Origin of the sequence: Actinoplanes sp. NPDC048796 (assembly GCF_040650035.1) — a bacterium.
Classification (GTDB): domain Bacteria; phylum Actinomycetota; class Actinomycetes; order Mycobacteriales; family Micromonosporaceae; genus Actinoplanes.
The window spans coordinates 59953-80266 of the sequence record NZ_JBEZGO010000015.1 but is presented as its reverse complement, the minus strand read 5'-3'; the positions used below and the strand labels follow the sequence as shown (position 1 = coordinate 80266).

General features: G+C 74.2%; 4 protein-coding genes (1 of these 4 cut by a window edge). All 4 read left to right on the top strand.

Features of this window, described 5'->3' with window-relative positions; translation table 11 throughout:
- Tightly spaced (each overlapping or abutting the next), the 4 genes in view from AB0C26_RS38820 to AB0C26_RS38805 form a layout consistent with a single transcriptional unit that may run on beyond the window.
- Positions 1 to 5666 carry the 3' portion of an amino acid adenylation domain-containing protein gene (locus tag AB0C26_RS38820; RefSeq protein ID WP_360258144.1) on the top strand. Its footprint begins 8920 nt before the window's first position, so 5666 of the gene's 14586 nt are visible here — the last part of the coding sequence; its start codon lies off the left edge, out of view; its stop codon occupies positions 5664 to 5666.
- Positions 5663 to 16993 carry an amino acid adenylation domain-containing protein gene (locus AB0C26_RS38815; RefSeq protein WP_360258141.1) on the top strand — a complete coding sequence of 3777 codons (11331 nt, stop codon included), beginning with the start codon at positions 5663 to 5665 and terminating at the stop codon, positions 16991 to 16993. Before AB0C26_RS38820 ends, AB0C26_RS38815 begins: the two co-directional genes overlap by 4 nt.
- Complete coding sequence (locus AB0C26_RS38810; RefSeq protein ID WP_360258139.1) at positions 16990 to 18630, top strand: ABC transporter ATP-binding protein; 1641 nt, start codon at positions 16990 to 16992, stop codon at positions 18628 to 18630. Before AB0C26_RS38815 ends, AB0C26_RS38810 begins: the two co-directional genes overlap by 4 nt.
- Positions 18623 to 20314: an ABC transporter ATP-binding protein gene (locus tag AB0C26_RS38805; protein ID WP_360258136.1), complete on the top strand. Its 1692-nt coding sequence runs from the start codon at positions 18623 to 18625 to the stop codon at positions 20312 to 20314. Before AB0C26_RS38810 ends, AB0C26_RS38805 begins: the two co-directional genes overlap by 8 nt.

Sequence of the window (20314 nt, the reverse complement as noted above, 5' to 3'; positions counted from 1 at the left end):
CGACCGGGCGTCCCAAGGGCGTTGTTGTGGAGCATGCCAGCCTGGCGAATCTGTTCCATCATCACCGGGCGCGGGTGTTCGCGGTGCAGCGGCGTCTTGCGGTGGCCCTGTCGGCGGCGCTGGTCTTCGACACGTCGTGGGAGGGGCTGCTCGGGCTCGTCGCCGGGCATGAGCTGCACCTGCTCGACGACGAGACCCGGCGCGACCCGGCGCTGTTCGCCGGTTACGTCGACGCGCACGGGATCGACTTCCTCGACGTCACCCCGTCGCTCGCCGGGCCCCTGGTCACCGCCGGCCTGCTCGCCGCCGGACGCCATCACCCGGCCGTGGTCGCGCTCGGTGGCGAGGCCGCCGACCCGCACATCTGGGCCGCCCTGCGGGAGGCGCCGGACACCAGGGGCATCAACCTGTACGGCCCGACCGAGTGCACCGTGGACACGCTGATGGCCGACGTGGCCGACAGCGAGACGCCGCTCGTCGGCCGCCCGATCGGCAACACCCGGGCGTACGTCCTGGACGACTGGCTCCGACCGGCCGAGACCGGCGAGCTCTACCTCTCGGGCGCTCAGCTCGGCCGCGGTTACAAGGACCGCGCCGGGCTGACCGCCGCCCGCTTCGTGGCCGACCCCTGGGCGCCGGGGGAGCGGATGTACCGCACCGGCGACGTGGTCCGCTGGAGGGCCGACGACCGGCTGGAATACGTGGGCCGGGCCGACGACCAGGTGAAGATCCGGGGCTTCCGGGTCGAGCCGGGTGAGGTGGCGGCGCTGCTGAGCGAGCACCCCGCGGTCTCGCAGGCCGTTGTCGTCGCGGTCGAGGGGCGCCTGGTGGCGTACGTCGTGGGCGAGACCGAGGGGCTGCGGGAGTGGGCCGCCGACCGGATGCCCGGCCACCTGGTTCCGGCGGCCGTCGTCGGGCTCGAGGCCCTTCCGGTCACGGTGGCCGGCAAGGTGGACAAGCGGGCGCTGCCGGTGCCCGACTTCGGCGCGCTGGCCGGTGACGACACCCCGCGCACGCCGGCCGAGGAGATCCTGTGCGGGCTGTTCGCCGAGGTTCTCGGCCTGCCGAGCGTCGGCACCCACGACGACTTCTTCGCACTGGGCGGTCATTCGCTGACCGTCACCGCGCTCGCCGCCCGCGTCCGGGCCGCGTTCGGGGTCCCGCTGGCCGTGCGCACCGTGTTCGACGCGCCCACGGTGGCCGCGCTCGCCGCCCACGTGGAGCGCGGTGGCCCGCAGGCCGGACTGCCGGAACTCGTCGTGGCCGAGCGGCCCGACCCGCTGCCGGTCTCACCCGCGCAGCACCGGCTCTGGCTGCACCAGCAGCTCAACGGCCCCGGCCCGGCCTACAACGTGGCGTTCGCGCTGCGGCTCGACGGCCGGCTCGACACGCCCGCGCTGCGCGCCGCCCTGGACGACGTGCTGGCCCGCCACGAGAGCCTGCGCACGGTCTTCCCGGCCGTCGACGGGCGGCCCGTGCAGCGGATCCGGGCCGAGGCCCGGCCGTCGTGGCGGCAGGTCGAGGTGGAGCGCGAGGACGAGCTGCCGGAGCTGCTGGCGGAGGCCGCGCGCTACGGGTTCGACCTCGGCGCCGAACTTCTGGTCCGCCCGCATCTGTTCGTCCTCGGCCCGGACCGGCACGTCCTGCTGCTCCTGCTGCACCACATCGTGACCGACGAGTGGTCCGAGGGGCGTCTCGTGGCCGACCTCGGCGCCGCCTACGCGGCCCGGGCCCGTGGGGCGGCGCCGGACTGGGCGCCGCTGCCGGTCCAGTACGCCGATTACGCGCTCTGGCACCACGAACTGCTCGACTACGTGCGGGAGCGTCAGCTCGACTTCTGGCGGACCGCCCTGGCCGGCGTGCCGGCCGAGCTGGAGCTGCCCACCGACCGGCCCCGCCCGGCGGTGGCCTCGCACGGCGGTGGCATCGTCCCGTTCGAGGTCGCGGCCGACGGCCATCGGCGCCTTCGGGAGCTGGCCCGCCGTACCGGAACCACGCCTTTCATGGTGGTCCAGGCCGGATTGGCGGCGCTGCTCAGCCGGCTCGGCGCGGGCACCGACATCCCGCTCGGCAGCCCGGTCGCCGGCCGGGCCGACCAGCGCCTCGACCAGCTCGCCGGATTCTTCGTCAACACGCTGGTGCTGCGGGCCGACGTGAGCGGTGACCCCACCTTCGGCGAGCTGCTGCGCCGGGTGCGGGCGACCGACCTGGCCGCGTTCGGCCACGCCGACGTGCCGTTCGAGCGGGTCGTCGAGGCGGTCAACCCGGAGCGGTCGCTCGGCCGCAACCCGCTGTTCCAGGTGATGGTCGCCTTCCAGCACGTGCCGGCCGAGGAGCCCGGCCTGCCGGGCCTGGCCACCTCGCCGCTGCCCGTCGACACCGGGGTGGCCCAGTTCGACCTCGGCGTCGTCGTCACCGAGCGGCACGGGGTGGACGGGCTGCAGGGCATCATCGAATACAGCACCGACCTGTTCGACCGGGAGACCGCGGCCACCCTGGCCGAGCGGCTGGCCCGGCTGCTGACCGGCGCGGTCGCCGGCCCGGACCGCCGAGTGTCCGAGTTGGACATCCTCTCGGCCGCCGAGCACGAGGCGCTGGCCACGGGATGGCAGGGCGCCCGCGCGCCCACCCCGGAATCGACGCTGCCCGGCCTGTTCGCCGCCCAGGTGAGCCGGACCCCGGACGCCACGGCGATCGAGGACGGCGACCACACGCTGACCTACGCCGAGCTCGACGCGGTCACCAACCGGCTCGCCAGGCGCCTTCAGGACCACGGGGTGGGCCCGGACCGGATCGTGATGGTGCTGCTGCCGCGCTCGGCCGGCCTGTTCGTGGCCGAGCTGGCCGTGGCCAAGGCGGGCGGCGCCTATCTGCCGGTCGACCCGTCCTATCCGGCCGAGCGGGTGGCCGCCCTGGCCGAGGACGCCACGCCGGTGCTCGTCATCGCCGCCCCGGACGCGACCACCGTGCCCCCGGGCATGCCGGTCCTGCACCCGGACGACATGGGGGACGACTCCGCGGTGGTCTGCCCCGGCCTGCGGCCGGCTCACGCGGCGTACGTCATCTACACCTCCGGCTCCACCGGCAAGCCCAAGGGCGTGGTCGTGCCGCACGCCGGGCTGGCCGACCTGTCCGAGACGTTCGCCGAGTTGTGGCGGGTGGGCGAGGGCAGCCGCGTCGCCCAGTTCGCCTCGCCCAGCTTCGACGTCACCGTGGCCGAGCTGGCGGTGTCGCTGCTGCGCGGCGCCACCCTCGTCATCACCCCGGAGGCCGACCGGCTCGGCGCGCCGTTCGCCGCCTTCGTCCGGGAGCGGAGGATCACCAACTTCGCGCTGCCGCCGGCCGCTCTGGGCGCTCTCCCCGAGGGCTCCCTGCCGGCCGGGGTGACCGTGGTGACCGGCGCCGACCGCTGCCCGCCCGAGCTCGTCCGCCGCTGGACGGCCACCCATCGGATGCTCAACGCGTACGGGCCGACCGAAGCGACGGTGAACTCGACCTATTGGGAGTGCGCCCCGGACGGCCCGGTGCTCATCGGGCGCCCGGACCGCAACAAGAGCGCGTACGTCCTCGACGCCGCGCTTCAGCCGGTCGCGCCGGGCGTCGCGGGCGAGCTGTACCTGGCCGGGGCCGGCCTCGCCCGCGGCTACCTCGGGCGCCCGGCGCTGACCGCCGAGCGGTTCGTGGCCGACCCGTTCGGCGCTCCCGGCACCGCCATGTACCGCACCGGCGACCTGGTCCGGCGCACCCGCGACGGGCAGCTCGAGTTCCTGGGCCGGGCCGACGACCAGGTGAAGATCCGGGGCTTCCGGATCGAGCCGGGGGAGGTCGCCTCCGTTCTCGTCGAACACCCGGGCGTGCGGTACGCCGTCGTGGTCGCCCGCGAGGGCCGCCTCATCGGCTACGTGGAGGGGGAGGCGGCCGGCGACGAGCTGCGAACCTGGCTCGCGGGAAGGCTTCCCGACTATCTGGTGCCCGCCGTTGTGGTCGTGCTCGACGCGCTGCCCCGTACGGCCGCGGGAAAGATCGACCGGACCCGCCTGCCCGAACCGGTCCTGGAACGGGCCGTGGAACGGCCGGTGACCGTGGTGCAGGAACTGCTCGCCACGCTCGTGGCCGACGTGCTCGGTCTCGACGAGGTCGGCGTCCAGGAGGGCTTCTTCGCGCTCGGCGGCGACAGCATCGTGGCGCTGCAACTGGTCGCCCGGGCCCGCGCGGCCGGTCTCGAACTGACCGCCCGGCAGGTCTTCGAACACCAGACCGTGGCCGCGATGGCCGAGGTGACCGAGGTGGCCGAGGGCGAGGCCGAACCGGCGGCGGTGGCCGTGGGCGAGGTGCCGCCGACCCCGATCATGGCCTGGCTGCGCGAGCTGGACACGCCGATCGACACGTTCAGCCAGTCGGTGCTGCTGCGGGTTCCGGCCTCGCTGACCCGGGAGGCGCTTCGCGGTGCCCTGCAAGCGATCCTGGACCGGCACGACGCGCTCCGGGCCCGCTGGACCGGCGACGGCCTGGTGGTGCCCGCGGTGGGCTCGGTGACCGCTTCGGTGCGGGTCGCCGAGGAAGGCCCGCACGAGGAGCACGCGGCGGCGGTCCGCCGGTTGCGGCCGGCCGAGGGGCGGATGCTCGAGGCGGTCTGGTTCCCCGGCGAGGCGCGACTGTTGCTGGTCGCCCACCATCTCGTCGTCGACGGTGTCTCCTGGCGGGTGCTGGCCGAGGACCTGGCGGTCGCGGCCGACGGCAAGACCCTCTCCCGGTCCGGTACGTCGGTCCGGGCCTGGGCCAGGGGACTCGCGGCCGCGGCCCGGGACCGGGCGGCCGACCTGCCGTACTGGCTCGACGTGGTCGACGGGCCGGTGGCCGCCATCGGCGCCCGCCCGGTCGTCCGGGGCGACACGGTCGCGCGGCTGCGCCACCACACCGTACGTCTCACCGCCGAGCAGACCGGGCCGCTGCTGACGGCCGTGCCCGAGGCCTTCCACGCCGGGGTGCAGGACGTGCTGCTCACCGGCCTGGCCCTGGCCGTCCGCGCGTGGCGGCCGGCCACCGCCGAGCACGGCGTCCTGCTGCGCCTCGAAGGCCACGGGCGCGAGGAGCAGCTGGTGCCGGGCAGCGACCTAACCCGGACCGTCGGCTGGTTCACCACCGAGTTCCCGGTCCGGCTCGACCCGGGCGGCGACGACCCGGCCGCCGCCCTCAAACGCGTCAAGGAACAGCTGCGGGCCGTGCCCGACAGCGGCGCGAGCTACGGGCTGCTGCGCTATCTGCACCCGGGCGCGGCCGAGGCGCTGCGTGGCCGTCCGGCGCCGGAGATCCTGTTCAACTACCTCGGCCGGATGGCCGCCGACGACGGCGACTGGGTCGCGGCCACCGAGAACGGCACCCTCGGCGACGGCCTCGACCCGGCCTTCCCGGCCGGGCAGGCCCTGGAGATCAACGCCGCCACGGCCGATCTGCCCTCCGGGCCGGAGCTCGACATCCGCCTCTCCTACCTGGACGGCGTACTCACCGAGGCGGACGTGACCGCCCTCGGCGAGCGATGGCTGGCCGCCCTTCAGAGTCTGCGCGACGCCGCGCGGGCCGGCGGCGGGCACACCCCCTCCGACCTCCTGGTCACCCTCAGCCAGGACGAGATCGACGAATTCGAGGACGAGTGGAGGCTTCTGTGACCAGCCCGGGCGGACTGCAGGACATCCTGCCGCTGTCGCCGCTGCAGGAGGGTCTCTACTTCCTGTCCACCTACGCGGCCGGCGGACCGGACGTGTACGTCGTGCAGCAGGTGCTGACCCTGGACGGCGAGCTCGACCCGGGCCGCCTGCGCGCGGCCGCCCAGGCCGTGCAGGACCGGCACGCCAACCTGCGGGCGGCGTTCCGCCCCCGCAAGGCGGGTCAGCCCGTGCAGCTGATCCCGGCCGCCCTGCCGGTCGAGTTCACCGAGGCCGAGCCGGGCGCGAGCGTCGACGAGGTCGCCGCGGCGGAACGGAACCGGCCGTTCGATCTGGCGCGGCCGCCGCTGCTGCGGTGGACGCTGGTCCGGCTCGGTGACCGGCGGCACGCGCTGGTGCTGACCGCACACCACATCCTGCTCGACGGCTGGTCGGCGCCGCTGCTCGTCCGCGACCTGCTCACCTTGTACGCGGGCGGGAAGCCGCCGGCCGTCCGCCCCTACAAGGACTATCTGGCCTGGGTCGCCCGGCAGGACCGGGGCGCGGCCGAGCGGGCGTGGCGCGACGCCCTGGCCGGCGTCGAGGAAGCGACGCTCATCGCACCCGGCACCGAACGCGCCATAGCCGAGCCGTCGGCGATCGAGCGGCACGTGGACGTCGTCCGCGTGGCCGAGGTGGCCCGGGCGCGCGGGCTGACTCTCAACACCGTGGTGCAGGGCGCCTTCGCGCTCGTGCTGGCCGAGCTGACCGGACGGGACGACCTCGTGTTCGGGGCGACCGTGTCGGGACGGCCGGGCGCGCTGGCCGGCGTCGAGGACATGGTCGGGCTGTTCATCAACACCGTTCCGGTCCGGGTCCGGCCCCGCCCCACCGACACCTGGGCCGGATATCTGGCACGGGTCCAGGCGGAGCAGGCCACGCTGCTCGACCACCAGCACGTCGGGCTCGCCGCCGTCCAGCGGCAGGCGGGCGCCGGGGCGCTCTTCGACACGCTCCTGGTCTTCGAGAGCTACCCGCTGGACGAGGACGGGCTGCGCACCTTGCAGGACACGGCCGGGCTCCGACTGGCCTCGGTCACCGGGAAGGACGCCACGCACTACCCGCTCACCCTGACCGTCGTGCCCGGGACCGCGCAGATCACGCTGGGCGCCGAGTACCGGGCGGACGCCGTCGACCGCGCCACCGCCTCGCGGGTCCTGGACCGCCTCGCCGAGTTGCTGGCGGCGTTCGCCGGGGAACCGGACGGCCGTCTCGCCGCGATCCGGTCCGGCGACCTCGTAGCGACGGATTCGGCGCTTTCCGTGCCGCCGACCCTGTTGCTGGACGAGTTCGACGCGACGGTCCGGCAGACCCCGGATGCGGTTGCTCTGCGTTTCGGTTCCGTGTCTTTGACGTACGCCGAATTGCAAGCGCGCGTGGAGCGTCTGGCTCGCGTTCTGGTGGCCCACGGTGCCGGTCCGGAGAAGGTCGTCGCGGTGTTGTTGCCGCGGACCGACGACGCGATCGTGGCCTGGTTGGCGGCGTTGAGGTCGGGCGGCATTTACCTGCCGATCGATGTGGACTACCCGCGCGAGCGCATCGACTATCTGCTCGAGGACGCGGCCCCGGCGGTGGTGGTGACACCGTCTTTGCTTGCGGAGACAGCCGACGTGGCGCTGCCTGCCATCGATCCGCGCTCGGGTGCCTATCTCATCTACACCTCCGGTTCGACCGGGCGTCCCAAGGGCGTCGTGGTCGAACACGCCAGCCTCGCGAACCTGTTCCACCATCACCGGGCGCGGGTGTTCACAGTGCAGCGGCGTCTTGCGGTGGCCCTGTCGGCGGCGCTGGTCTTCGACACGTCGTGGGAGGGGTTGCTCGGGCTCGTCGCCGGGCATGAGCTGCACCTGCTCGACGACGAGACCCGCCGCGACGCCGACCTGTTCGTCGACTACGTTCGCCGCCACCGGATCGCATCGCTCGACGTGGCGCCGTCGCTCGGCCAGGAGCTCGTCAACGCCGGTCTGCTGAACGGCGAGCACACGCCCGCCCTGGTGTTGCTCGGCGGCGAAGCGGCCGGGCCCGTCCTGTGGAACGCCCTCCGGGACGCCCCGGGCACAGCCGGCGTGAACCTCTACGGCCCGACCGAATGCACTGTGGACACCTTGATGGCCGACGTGGCCGACAGCGAGACGCCGCTCGTCGGCCGCCCGATCGGCAACACCCGGGCGTACGTTCTCGACGGGTGGCTCCGGCCGGCCCGGACCGGCGAGCTCTACCTGTCCGGCGCCCAGCTCGGCCGTGGATACAACGACCGCGCCGGTCTCACCGCGACGCGCTTCGTGGCCGACCCCTGGGCGCCGGGGGAGCGGATGTACCGCACCGGCGACGTGGTCCGCTGGACGGCCGACGACCGGCTGGAGTTCGTGGGCCGGGCCGACGACCAGGTGAAGATCCGGGGCTTCCGGGTCGAGCCGGGTGAGGTGGCGGCGCTGCTGAGCGAGCACCCCGCCGTGTCCCAGGCGGTCGTCCTCGCGGTCGAGGGCCGGCTGGTGGCGTACGTCGTGGGCGAGACCGAGGGGCTGCGGGAGTGGGCCGCCACGCGGATGCCCGGCCATCTCGTGCCCGCGGCGGTCGTGGGGTTGGAGCGGCTGCCGGTCACGGTGGCCGGCAAGGTGGACAAGCGGGCGCTGCCGGCGCCGGACTTCGGGGCGCTCAGCGGCGGCGCGGCCCCGCGCACCCCGGCCGAGCAGACCCTCTGCGGCCTCTTCGCCGAGGTGCTGGGGCTGCCGTCGGTCGGCGTCGAGGACAGCTTCTTCACGCTCGGCGGCGACAGCATCGTCTCGCTTCAGCTCGTCGCCCGGGCCCGGACGGCGGGGCTGCGCATCACGCCGCGGCAGATCTTCGAACTGCGGACGGTGGCGGCCCTCGCCGCCGTCGCCGCGCCGGCCACGGCGGCCCCGGTGGCGGACTCCGGGGCGGCGCTGGGCGAGGTCCCGCTGACCCCGATGCTCGCGTGGCTGCGGGACAACGGCCCGGCCACGCGGTACAGCCAGTCGATGGTGCTGCGGGCGCCGGCCGAACTGACCGCCGCGCGGCTCGAGGCCATCGTGCAGGCGCTGCTCGACCGGCACGATCTGCTCCGCGCGCGCTGGGACCCGGCAACCGGGTTGTTCGTGCCACCGCCCGGTTCGCTGTCCGCCTCGACGGTCATCGGCGCCGACCGGCTCCGGCCGGAGGAGGGCGTCCCGCTGCGGGTGACGTGGACGCCGGGACGGGTCGAGTTCGTCATCCACCACACCGTCGTCGACGGCGTCTCGTGGCGGATCCTGCTGGCCGACATCGCCGCCGCCTGGGCCGGCCTGCTCGCCGGGCGGCCGATCGCGCTGCCGCCGGCCGGCACCTCCTTCCGGGAATGGGCCCGGTCCCTGAAGCCCGACCCGGCCGAACTGCCCTACTGGCGCGATGTGCTCGACGTCGACGAGCCGCTGCTCGGCTCCCGGCCGGTCCACGACACCGTCGCGAGCGCGCGGACGGTCGTCGTGGAATGGGACGCCACCCTTGTCGACAAGGTCCCGGCCGCGTTCCACACCGGGATGACCGAGGTGCTGCTGGCCGGGCTGGCCGTGGCCCTCGGCGGACGGGACGTCCTGGTCGAGCTGGAAAGTCACGGGCGCGACGGCACCGACGCCGACCTGTCGCGCACGGTCGGCTGGTTCACCACCGAGTACCCGGTGCGCCTGAGCCCCGGCGGCACCGATCCGGCCGCCGCGCTCAAGCGCGTCAAGGAACAGCTGCGGGCCGTACCCGGCAACGGCGCCGGGTACGGTCCGCTGCGCACCCGGCTGGCCGGCCGGGCCGAGCCGCAGATCCTGTTCAACTACCTCGGCCGGTTCGACACCGGGGAGTCCGGCGCGGACTGGGCACCGATCGGCGGGCTGGGCGGCGACGCCGACCCGGAGATGCCGCTGCGCCGGGCGCTGGACATCAACGCGTCGGTGCTGGACGGCCGGCTGACGGTGGCGCTGAGCTATCCCGACGGCGTGCTCACCGAGGAAGCCGTGCGCGCGCTGGCCGATTCCTGGTTCACCGCGCTGGCCGCGCTGGCGAGCGCGAAGGGCAGCCGGACCCCGTCCGATCTGCTCCTGCCCGGCGTCACTCAGGAGGAGATCGACGCCCTCGACCCGGAGGACGTGTGGCCGCTGTCGCCGCTGCAGGAGGGCCTCGTCTTCCTGGCCGCGCTGGCCGACACCGTCGACCCGTACGTCGTGCAACAGGTCCTCGATCTGTCCGGCCCGGTCGACCCCGGCCGGATGCGGGCCGCCGGGCAGGCGCTCCTCGACCGGCATCCCTCGCTCCGGGCGTCCTTCGTGGACGGTCCCGAGGGCACGCTGCGCCAGGTCGTCGCCGCACGGGCGGCGCTGCCCTGGCAGTTCCTCGACCTGACCGACGAGGAGTTCGAGCGGTTCGCCGCCGTCGATCGGGCGCGCCCGTTCGACCTCGCGACACCACCGCTGCTGCGGCTCACCCTCGTGCGCCTCTCCGACCAGCGGCACCGGCTCGTGCTCACCAACCACCACGTGCTCCTCGACGGCTGGTCCACGCCACTCGCCGTACGGGAACTGTTCGACCTGTACGCCGGACGGGCGCTGCCCGCCCCGCGCCCCTACCGCGACTACCTGCGCTGGCTGCTCGGCACCGACCGGGCCGCCGCCGAGGCCGCGTGGCGCGCGTCCTTGGACGGCCTGGAGCAGCCCACGCTCGTCGCGCCGGGCGCCGGCGCCGTCCTCGACAGCCGCCCCGGCAAGCTCGAGAGCGAACTGCCGCGCGAGCTCACCGACCGGCTCACCGCGCTCGCCCGCGAGCGGCAGGTCACCCTCAACACCATCGTCCAGGCGGCCTGGGCGGTCCTGCTGGTGCAGCTCACCGGCCGTACCGACGTCGTCTTCGGCACCACCGTCTCGGGCCGGCCGCCCCAGGTGCCCGGCGTCGACGAGATGATCGGCTTCTTCATCAACACCCTTCCCGTACGGACGGCGCTCGACCCCGCGGAAAGCTGGACGTCCCTGCTCGGCCGCCTCCAGGCCGCGCAGTCGAGGCTGCTGGAACACCAGCACCTGCCACTGACCGACATCCAGCGGATCGCCGGGCTGGGCGAACTCTTCGACACGCTCACCATCTTCGAGAGCTACCCGCTCGACACCGGGGCCCTGCACGACTCGACCGGCTCGGCCGGCCTGCGGATGACCGACGTGACCGGCGACGACGCCCCGCACTACCCGCTCACCCTGGCCGTCGCGCCGGGCGAGCGCCTGCGACTGGGGCTGGCCTACCGCTCCGACGTCTTCACCGCCGAGCGGGCCTCGGACCTCCTCGACCGGTACGCGGCTCTGCTGGCCGACCTGGCCGCCGGCCCGCACCGGCCGGTCGGGCGAGCGCTGCCCGAGCGCGCTGCCGCCGCGCCGGTCGCCGTGCCCGACACCACGCTGCCGCAGCTGTTCGCCGCGTCCGTGCGGGACCACCCGTCCCGGATCGCGGTCGTGTACGAGGGCAGGACGCTCACTTACGCCGCCCTCGACGAGCGGGTGGCCGCCCTGGCCGGCTGGCTGCGGTCGCGGGGCGCCGGCCCGGAAACGGTCGTCGCGGTCGCGATCCCGCGGTCGCTCGACCTCATCGTGGCCCTCTACGCGGTCCACCGCGTGGGAGCGGCCTACCTTCCGCTCGACCCGTCGCACCCCAGGGACCGCAACGACTACCTGCTCGCCGACTCCGGCGCGAGCATCGTGCTGACCTCGGCCGACCACGCGGGCCCGCCCGTGACCGAAGCTCCCGAACTGCCGGGCGACACGGCCGCGTACGTCATCTACACCTCCGGCTCGACCGGCAAACCCAAGGGCGCCACGGTCTCCCACCGGTCGATCGTCAACCGGCTCCTCTGGATGCAGGACCGATACGGCCTGCGACCCGGCGAGCGCGTCCTGCAGAAGACCCCGGCCGGCTTCGACGTGTCCGTGTGGGAGTTCTTCTGGCCGCTGTTCACCGGAGCCACCCTCGTCGTCGCCCGCCCCGGCGGGCACCGGGACCCGGCCTACCTGGCCGAGGTCATCACCGGCAACGACGTCTCGACCGTGCACTTCGTCCCGTCGATGCTGCGGGCGTTCCTGGCCGCCGCCCCCGAGGTGGCCCCGCTGCGCCGCGTCGTCTGCAGCGGCGAGGCCCTGCCCGGCGATCTGGCCCGCCGCTTCGGCGAGGTCCTGCCCGGCGTGGAGCTGCACAACCTGTACGGACCCACCGAAGCGGCCGTCGACGTCACCTTCCACCAGGTCGACACCGCGGCCGACGGCCCCGTCCCCCTCGGCCGCCCGGTCTGGAACACGTCGGTCCACGTGCTCGACCCGTGGCTGCGCCCGGTGCCGGACGGCGTGACCGGCGAGCTCTACCTCGGCGGCGTCCAGCTGGCCCGCGGCTACCTGGGCCGGCCGGCCCTGACCGCCCAGCGCTTCGTGGCCGACCCGTTCGGCGCCCCCGGCGACCGCCTCTACCGCACCGGCGACCTGGCCCGCCGCACCGAGTCCGGCGCCCTCGAATACGCCGGCCGCACCGACGACCAGGTGAAGATCCGCGGTTTGCGGGTCGAGCCGGGCGAGATCGAGGCCGCCCTGACCGCCCTGCCCGGCGTCGGCGCCGCCGCCGTGGTCGCCCGCGACGACGGCCCGGCCCGCCGCCTGGTCGCCTACGTCGTCGCCGATCGGGCCGCGCCCGCCGACCTGGGCGCCGCCCTGGCCGCAACGCTGCCGGAGCACCTGGTGCCCGCGACCTTCGTCAGCCTGCCCGAGCTGCCGCTGAGCCCGAACGGCAAGCTGGACCGCCGGCGCCTGCCCGCACCGGACTTCGCCGCCCGGACCGGCGACGACGAGCCGCGCACCCCGGCCGAGGAACTGTTCGCCGGTCTGGTCGCGGCCGTGCTCGGCCTGGACCGCGTCGGGGTCCGCGACAGCTTCTTCACCCTCGGCGGCGACAGCATCCTCGCCCTGCAGCTGACCGCCCGGGCCCGCGCCGCCGGCTGGCGCCTCTCGGCCCGGGACGTCTTCGCCCGCCCCACGGTCGAGGGCCTGGCCACCGTGGCGGTGCCGCTGGAGGCTCCGCGATCGGAGGCGGTCGCTTCCTTCGGCGAGGTTCCGCTGACCCCGTTCATGCGAACCCTCGACCAGCCCGCCGACCCGCACCTGACCCAGTCCATGGTGATCCGTACGCCGCCCGGCCTCACTCGGGAGGAACTGGCCGACCGCCTGCAGAGGCTCATCGACCACCACGACATGCTCCGCGCCCGCTGGACCGGAACCGCCCTGCGCGTTCCCCCACCCGGCGCGGTCACCGCGTCCGGCCTGATCGGCTCCGGCGTGGCGCCGTCCGAGGGCCGGATGCTGAGCGCCGAACCGCTGGACGGCGACCGGCTGCGGCTGACCATCCACCACCTGGCCGTCGACGCCGTCTCGTGGCCCATCCTGCTGGCCGACCTGGCGGCCGACGGCCCGCTGCCACCGGTCGGGACGTCGTTCCGGGCGTGGGCGCTGGCCCTGGAAGCGGTCGACCGCCAGGAGGAGACCGACCACTGGGACGCGGTCCTCGCCGGACCTCCCGCCTATCTCGCCGACATCGACCTCGACCCGTCGGTGGACACCCTCGGCACGCTCGACCAGGTCACCGCCCGGATCCCCGTCGGGGGCCTGACCACCGCCATCCCGGCCGCTTACCGCGCCAACGCGCAGGATGTACTGCTGACGGCGTTGGCCGTCGCCGCCGGCCGTGACGTCCTCGTCGAGCTGGAGGGCCACGGCCGCGAGGAACAGATCGTCCCGGGTGCCGACCTGTCCCGCACGGTCGGCTGGTTCACCACCGCCCACCCCGTACGCCTCAGCGCGGGGGAGGGCCCGGACCCCCTCAAACGCGTGAAGGAGCAGCTGCGCGCCGCCCCGGACGGCGGCATCGGCTACGGCCTCCTCCGCCGCGGCGATCCCCGCCCCCCGATCCTGTTCAACTACCTCGGCCGAGCCGAGGGAGAGCAGCCAAGCCGCGATGGGCAGCCCTGGCAGCCGGTCGAGGGTCTGCGGGGGGACGCGGGGGACGAGCTGCCCGCCCGGCATGTCCTCAGCATCGAGGCGACCGTCGCCGGGGACGAGATCGTGCTGTCGGTGGCCTTTCCGCGTGAGGCGGTGGCGGCGGAGACCGTCCGCGGGCTGCTCTCGGCCTGGACGACGGCTTTGGCCGAGCTTGACGCGGCGCCGGGGCGCGGTGGGCTGACACCGTCCGATGTGCTGGCACCGGTGAATCAGGCGGCGCTGGACGAGCTGGGTGAGCGCTATCCGGATCTGGTCGACGTACTGCCGCTGACGCCGTTGCAGGAAGGGCTTTTCTATCTGCACGCGCTCGACGGGGCGGGCGACGTCTATCTCGTACAGCAGCAGCTCGAGCTCGACGGGGCGCTGGACGCCGCGCGCCTGCGCAAGGCCGCCGCCACCCTTCTCGACCGTCACCCCAATCTGCGGGCCGCCTTCACGACCACGGCGGCCGGGCTGCCGGTCCAGGTCGTGCCGGCCCGGGTGGAGCCGGACTGGCGGGAAGTCACCGCGGCCACCCGCCACGAGGCCGAGCTTCTGGCCGACGCCGAGCGGGGCCGGCCCTTCGTGCTGGCCGAGGCGCCGCTCCTCCGGTTCCTGCTCGTCCGGCTCGGCGCCGACCGGCATCGGCTCGTTGTGACCCAGCACCACGTCGTCGTTGACGGCTGGTCGGGGCCGCTGATCGCCCGGGAGCTGCTTTCCGCGTACGCCGGGAAAGCTCCGGGAAAAGCGCGGCCCTACCGGGACTTTCTCGCGTGGCTGGCCGCGGCCGACCGTGACACGGCGCGGCGGGCCTGGGGTGACGCGCTCCGCGGCGTCACCGAGCCGACCCTGGTCGCCCCGGGCCTGACCCGGCGCGAGGCCCGGCTGCCGGGTGAGGTGACCGCTCAGCTGCCGCAGCGCGTCGTCGACGTCGCGCGGGGGCTGGGTGTCACGCCCAACACCTTCGTGCAGGCACTGTGGTCGGTGCTTCTGGGGCGGCTCACCGGGCGCGACGACGTCGTGTTCGGGGCGACCGTCTCGGGACGGCCGCCGGAGCTGACCGGGGCCGAGGAGACGATCGGGCTGTTCATCAACACCGTGCCCGTGCGGGCGACGCTGCCGGCCGGTGAGCGCTGGGACGCGTTCCTTACGCGACTGCAGGGGGAGCAGGCCGGCCTGCTCGCCCATCAGCACCTCGGCCTGGCGCCGATTCAGCAGCTGACCGGCGTGGGGGAGCTGTTCGACACGCTCGTGGTGTTCGAGAGCTATCCGGTGGACGGGGACCGTCTCGACGAGAGCCAGCGCGACGCCGGCCTGAAGCTGGCCGGAGTCACCGGCCGGGACGCCACGCACTACCCGCTGACGCTCGTCGCGGCCGAGGACGACGGACTGCATCTGGCCCTCGAACACCGGGACGACGTCTTCGGCGGGGACACCGCGCGGCTGCTGCTCGACCGGTTCGTGGCGCTCGCCGAGGAGGTGGCGGCGAATCCGCGCATGACGGTGGACCGGTCCGACGCCCTCACCGCCGCCGAGCGCCACCGCGTCCTGGTCGAGTGGAGTGGCACCTCGCTTCCGGTCACGCCGGAGACGCTGCCGAATCTGGTGCGGCGCTGGGCCGGGCCGGCGCTGGTCGTCGGCGACCGGCGGTGGAGCTACGCCGATCTGGTGGCCGAGATGGACGCGCTCGCCTCGGCGCTGGCCGGCCGTGGCGCCGGGCCGGGCCGGATCGTGGCGCTCCTGCTGCCACGAGGCGAGCACATCGTCCCGGCGATCTTCGGGGCGATGGCCTCCGGCGCGGCCTACCTGCCGATCGATCCGGACTATCCGCCGGCCCGGATCGCGGCGATGCTCGAGGACGCGCGGCCGGTCGTGACGCTCGCTGTCCGGTCCACTGTCGACCTGCTCCCGGCCGGTACGGCGACTCTGGTGCTCGACGAACCGTACGAGAAGGGAACCGGGACTCCGCAGCCGATCAGCCCCGACCACCCGGCGTACGTCATCTACACCTCCGGCTCGACCGGGCGTCCCAAGGGTGTGCTGGTGCCGCACCGCACGGTGGCCACCCTGCTGGCCAGCCACACCGAACGGATCCTGGGTCCGGCGGCGGAGCGGCTGGGGCGGCCGCTGCGGGTCGCGCACAACTGGTCGTTCGCCTTCGACGCCTCGTGGCAGCCGCTGCTCGCCCTGCTCGGCGGCAACGAGCTGCACCTGGTCACCGAGGGGCCGCGCCGCGACCCGCAATTGCTCGCCCAGCTGTTGCGGGACAACGGGATCGACATGATCGAGGTGGCGCCGTCGCACCTCGGCCAGCTGCTCGCGGCCGGCTTCGACGCCGCCGGGCTGGCCGTCCTCGGCGTCGGCGGGGAGGCGGTGCCCGACCCGCTGTGGGCCGGGATGGCGGCGCTTCCCGGCACCGAGTCGTACAACTTCTACGGCCCGACCGAGTGCACGGTCGACACGATCGTCCAGCGGGTCAAGGAGGTGCCGCGGGCACTGATCGGGCGGCCGGTCGCCAACACCACGCTCTACGTGCTCGACGGGCGGCTGCGGCCGGTGCCGCCGGGCGTCGCCGGGGAGCTCTACATCGGCGGGGCGCAGCTCGCCCTCGGATATCTGCACCAGCCGGGGCTCACGGCGGCCAGATTCGTTCCGGACCCGTTCGGTACGACGCCGGGGCAGCGCATGTACCGGACCGGTGACGTGGTCCGGTGGACGGCCGACGGCCGCATCGACTATCTGGGCCGCTCCGACGACCAGGTGAAGATTCGGGGCTACCGCGTCGAACTGGGCGAGGTCGCCACCGTTCTGTCGCGGCATCCGTCGGTGGGGCAGGCGGTGGTCGTCGCCGAGGCGGGGCGCCTCATCGCGTACGTCGCCGGGAAAGCCGCCGACCTTCGGGCCTGGGCGGCGGAACGGCTGCCGGACTACCTCGTGCCGGCGGCCGTCGTCGAGGTGGACGCCTTGCCGCTGACCGTCAACGGCAAGCTCGACCGCGCCGCGCTGCCCGCCGTCGCATACGTCTCGGAAACCAGGGCGCCGCACGGCGAGCGGGAGGAAAGGCTGGCCGCGCTCTTCACCGACGTGCTCGGTGTCGCCGTCGGGGCCGAGGACAGCTTCTTCGACGTGGGCGGCGACAGCATCGCGGCCATGCGGCTGACGAGCCTCGCCCGCACCCGGGGAATCGAGGTGCGCCTGGCCGATCTGGTCGCGCTGAAGACCGTGGCGGCCCTGGCCGAGGTGACCCGATGAGCCCGTCCGTTCTGCTGCGCTGGGCCCTGCGCGACTCCGCCCGCGGCGTCACCGCCTCCTGGATCGGCGGTCTCGGCTACCAGGCCGGGCTGATCCTGCTGCCGTGGTGCCTCGGCCAGGCCCTCGACGAGGGCATCACGCCGGGCGATCGCAGCCCGCTGCTCTCCTGGGCCGCGGCCACCCTGGCCGTCTCGGTCGCGCTGACCGGCGCCGAGTTCGCGATGCGCTGGTGGGCGACGCTGGCCGGCGTGCGCACCGGCAACCGCCTGCTGCTGCGGCTCAGCGAGCGGGTGCTCGGCTGGGATGCGGTCACCGCGCACCGGTTCTCGGCCGGTGACCTCGTCACCCGGGGCACCCGCGACGTCGAGCAGATCACCATCTGGATCTCCACCGTGCCGTCGCTCGCCAGCGGCGTGCTGGGCTTGTTCACCGTGCTGGTCGTGGTGGCGACACTCGACCCGATGCTGGCGGTGGTCGGGCTCGGCACGGTGCCGCTGCTGATCGCGGTCAACCTCTGGTATCCGCGCCGCTACGAGGCCGCCAACGCCGCTCTCTCGGCGGCGCACGGGGCACGGGCCGACGCGGTGGAGGACCTTCTCTCGGCGAGTACGGCCGTACGCGGTCTCGGCGGTGAACAGGTGCTCGTCGAGCGCCACCACGAGGCCAGCGCCACGGTCCACGACCGCACCCTGGCGCTGGCCCGGATCGCCGCCGGCTGGGCCGCGAACGCGCCGTTCGTGCCGTGGCTGGCGACCGCGGCCGGGCTGGCGTTCGGCGGCCTGGCCGTGCTGGACGGCCGGTTCTCGGTCGGCGGCCTGGTCTCCTTCGCGAGCTGGATGACCCTGCTGGGGCGGCAGGTGATGATGCTGACGTTCCGCTTCGGCCAGCTCGGCGACGCGTGGACCGCCGCCGGCCGGATCGAGGCGGTCCTCAGCGCTGAATCGGAAATGTACGACAAGGCGACTTCGCTGTTGCCGGCGGGAGCGCTGGCCACCGACGGCGTGTCGGTGGAGTTGCCAGAACGAGAGCCTTTGCGGCTGCCCGATCTGAGCGTCGGCCCCGGCGAGTTCGTCGCGGTGGTGGGCCCGGTCGGCACGGGCAAGACGACGCTGCTGCGCCTGCTGGCCCGGCTGGCCGATCCCTCCACCGGCGCCATCCGGTACGGGGGAACGGATCTGCGCGACGCGGCGATCGCCGACGTCCGCGACACCATCACCATCGTCGGCCAGCGCCCGCTGCTGCTGTCCGGGACCATCGCCGAGAACCTTCGCCTGGGCCGTACGGAACTCACCGACGGCCAATTGCGCGAGGCGTGCCGGATCGCCGGCATCCTCGAGCACATCGAGTCGCTGCCGGAGGGCTTCGCCACCGAGGTCGGCGAGCGGGGCAGCACCGTGTCCGGCGGCCAGCTCCAGCGCCTCGCGCTGGCCCGGGGGCTGCTGCGCGGCGCCCGGGTGCTGCTGCTCGACGACGTCACCTCGGCCGTGGACGCCCGCACCGAGCAGCGCATCCTCGACGGACTGCGGGAACTCGACGTGACGATCGTGTTCGCCACCTCCCGTACGGCGGTCCGGGACCGCGCCGACCGCGTCGTCGACCTCGGCGTCCACGACGGAGAGCTGGTGTCGCATGGCTGACGTCCGCCTGCTGACCGAGGAGCCCGACCAGCGGCACGTGCTGCGCCGCGCCTGGCCGCATCTGCGCGCGCACCGCCGCGCGATGGCCGCTGCGATCGTGGTCAACCTGCTGTCCACGCTGTCGCTCACTCTGGTCCCGCTGATGATCGGCCGGGCGGTGGACGAACTCCTGGACGGCGACCGTACGGGGCTGCTGGTGACCGCCGGTGTCGTGCTCGGCCTGGTGGTCGCCCGGACGGTGCTGCTGCGCTGGTCCGAGCTGCTGCTCACCCGCGTGGGGGAGAAGGTCGTGCACAGCCTGCGCGACCTGGTGGTGGAACGGCTCGGCCGCACGTCGCTGCGCTTCCTCGAGGCGCACCGGGGCGGCGACCTGCTCCAGCGGGCCACCGTCGAGATCGCGGAGCTGGCCACGTTCGTCCGGAGTCAGCTCCCGGACCTCATCTCGCTCGGCGGCTACCTGCTGTTCAGCGTGGTCGTGCTGCTCTCCTCCTCGTGGCAGCTGTTCGGTCTGCTGGTGCTGGTCTTCGGGCCGCCGATGTGGTTCATCTCGAAGCGGTTCCGGCGGGCGGCGGCGAGCGCGTACCCGGCCGAGGCGGCGGCCCAGGCGACGCTGGCCGCCACCTTCTCGGAGAGCCTGCTGGCGCGTGAGCAGTTGCAGATCGACGGCGCGACCGGGACCTGGCTCGGCCGCCTGTCCACCGACGCCGACGCCTACCTGGGGACGGCACGCGCCGCCCAGCGCGGCGCCACCTGGATCGACGCGACCTGGATCGTGCAGGGCCTCACCAGCGCCGCCCTGCTGATCGCGGGCGGCCTGCTGGCGAGCGAGAACGTGGTCACCGTCGGCGTCGTCGTCACCTTCGTGCTGGCCAGCCGCGACCTGTTCAGCTCCATCGACGACTTCACCCTGGTCGCCGGCGAGATGCTGGAGTCCCGTGTCGGCCTGGCCCGCCTGCTCGACCTCCTCGAAGCCACCGCGCCCGCGAGGTCCGCGGCCGCGACGGTGACCACGGCCGGTGCGGGCGGGCTGACCGCCGAGGCCGTCACCTACAGCTACCGGCCGGGCGAACCCGTGCTGCACGGGGTCAGCGTTCACTTCGCGCCGGGGGAACACGCGGGCCTCGTAGGGGAGACCGGGTCGGGGAAGACCACGCTGGCCAAGCTGCTCTGTGGGCTCTATCTGCCTGATTCCGGGGCGGTGCGGCTCGGCGGCGCCGACCTCGGCGGGCTCGCCGCCGCCGAGGTGCGGCGGCGGCTCGTGCTGATTCCGCAGCAGGTTCACATGATCGCCGGGACCTTCGCCGACAATCTGGCGCTCACGCCGGGACGGCCGGGGCCCGAGGACTTCGCCCGGGCGGCCGAGCGGCTCGGGCTCGACGGGTGGGTCGCCGGGCTTCCCGGCGGGTTCGGCGCCGAGCTCGGGCGGCGCGGGGAACGGTTCTCGGCCGGGGAACGTCAGCTCGTGGGGCTGCTGCGGGCCGCCATGACCGAGCCCGAGGTGCTCATCCTCGACGAGGCCACCGCCGACCTCGACCCGGCCACCGCGCACCGCATCGAACAGGCCCTGGCCCGCCTGCGGCGCGACCGGACCGTGCTGGTCATCGCACATCGGCCGTCCACCATCGACCGCCTTCCCCGCGTCGTGCGCCTGCACGCCGGGCGGATCACATCCCCGGAGGACTGA